The sequence below is a fragment of the Nocardia cerradoensis NBRC 101014 genome (genome assembly GCF_000308535.1).
Taxonomy (GTDB): Bacteria; Actinomycetota; Actinomycetes; order Mycobacteriales; family Mycobacteriaceae; genus Nocardia; species Nocardia cerradoensis.
Window position 1 is genome coordinate 1 of record NZ_BAFW01000080.1, and the last position, 1,898, is coordinate 1,898.

The following is a 1,898-nucleotide window of genomic DNA, read 5'->3' on the forward strand; positions in this document are numbered from 1 at the left end:
TCGGGCGGGGTGCCGGGGCGGCGATCGGAGCTGTCGCGGGCTACCTGATCCTCGCGGTCGCGGTGATCCTGCTGACCGGACTCACCACGGTCGGCCCGAACGAGGCCAAGGTGCTGCAGTTCTTCGGCCGCTACGTCGGCTCGGTCGCCGACGCCGGCTTCTTCTGGGCCCTGCCGCTGACCACCAAACGGCGAATCTCGTTGCGGGTCCGCAACTTCGAGACGCAGAAGTTGAAGGTCAACGATTTCGACGGTAATCCGGTGGAGATCGCGGCCGTGGTGGTCTACCGGGTCGTGGACAGCTTCAAATCCGCCTTCGCCGTCGACGACTACGAGGAGTACGTGCAGACCCAGTCCGAAGCCGCGGTCCGGCACCTGGCCACCGTGCATCCCTACGACGCCGCCCCCGATGCGGTGCCCGCGGCCGTGGCGGCGGCGCCCGCCCTCGCGGGGGCCGGCGACCCGGCTCCGACCAGCCTGCGCAACGGCGCCGAGGTCGCCGAGGAGCTGACCGCGGAACTGCGCGAGCGCACCGCGCTCGCCGGTATCGAGATTCTCGAAGCGCGCATCACGCATCTGGCGTATGCGCCGGAGATCGCTCAGTCGATGCTGGTCCGCCAGCAGGCCGCGCAGGTGGTGGCCGCGCGCAGCCGCATCGTCGAGGGTGCGGTCGGCATGGTGGGCATGGCGCTACAGCGGCTCACCGAGGAGGGAATGGTCGACCTGGACGAGGAGCGGCGGGCCTCGATGGTGTCGAATCTGCTGGTGGTGCTGTGTGGCGATCGGTCCGCCCAGCCTGTGGTCAACACCGGAACGCTCTACTCCTGATGGCCAAGCGCGAGCCCAAGAAGGTGCTCGTCCGGCTCGATCCGGCCGTCCACGAGGCGATAGCCAAGTGGGCGGCCGACGACCTGCGCAGCATCAACGCTCAGATCGAGTACGCCCTGCGGATGGCGCTCGATCAGGTGGGGCGCTCCCCGCGGCGGGCCGGGGAGACCCCCGATTGAAAACAAACCTGGCACCCGTTTCGTCCGGTATTTATTACCAGGTGGTCACGCCTTGAACACAAAATGCCCCAGGAAGTGCGAAAAGGTCACGAATGGGTAGCTTGGTTGGGTGCCAATCGTGTTCGAAACCGGGGGACTGCAGCAGCTTGACCAGACCACGTGGGGGAATCCGGCCACCCGTGACATCATCACGCTGAGCTATATCGATCTGGTACCGGACTTACCCGCCCCGCTGTCCGACATCGACACGTTGCGCCGCCGCCTCACCGAATTACAGGCCGAGTTCGGCTGCCTGATCGAGGCACATGCCATCAGCGTGGACTCCCAGCCGGCCCTGCTGCGGCTGGAGAAGTTCCCGCTGGCCGATCAGGCGACCGGATTGGGCTTCACCGCCGGAATCGTCGTGCCCAAGGCCGGGTGCAGCGCGATCGTGAAGATCATGTGCCCCGAAACCGGCCGGTCCGGCGTCCGCGAGGCCGCGGTCGTGCCGAAGGTCGGCTTCGCGAACATGTTCCCGCCGCATCCGTACGCGCCCGAGGTCAAGGGCAAGCTGCCCTACAACATCGCCGACGACGCGCGCTGGGATCCGCAGTTCCCGGACCATCCACTGACCCGCGCGCGGCGTTGGATCACCCACGTCAGCCGGACCGCGCGCATCGATCCGCGATTCGCGGCGCTGCCGCCGTTCCCGGGCCCGGCGGGTGCGGAGGCGCCGACCGGTAAGGCGCCGACCGGTAAGGCGGCGCCCACGGGTAAGGCACCCACGGGTAAGACGGAGCCACCCGCGGCATCCGTCACGCCGGTGGCCAAGCCCGATCCGGGCAAGACCACGCCCATTCCCGCGCAGACCTCGGTGTCCGACGGCAAGGCGACGGTAGTCGCCGCCGCCGCT

At 68.3% G+C, this 1,898-nt stretch carries 3 protein-coding genes; all 3 read left to right on the forward strand.

The window, feature by feature from the left end:
- Positions 1 to 23 precede the first annotated feature (23 nt).
- Positions 24 to 827 carry an SPFH domain-containing protein gene (locus ON23_RS09440; RefSeq protein WP_083903807.1) on the forward strand — a complete coding sequence of 268 codons (804 nt, stop codon included), beginning with the start codon at positions 24 to 26 and terminating at the stop codon, positions 825 to 827.
- A complete protein-coding gene (locus tag ON23_RS09445; protein WP_039777572.1) occupies positions 827 to 1,006 on the forward strand; it encodes a type II toxin-antitoxin system antitoxin in 180 nt (59 codons plus the stop codon). Before ON23_RS09440 ends, ON23_RS09445 begins: the two co-directional genes overlap by 1 nt.
- Before the next feature lie 109 nt (positions 1,007 to 1,115).
- A partial coding sequence (locus ON23_RS09450; RefSeq protein ID WP_174376473.1) for a hypothetical protein occupies positions 1,116 to 1,898 on the forward strand: 783 nt, incomplete at its 3' end.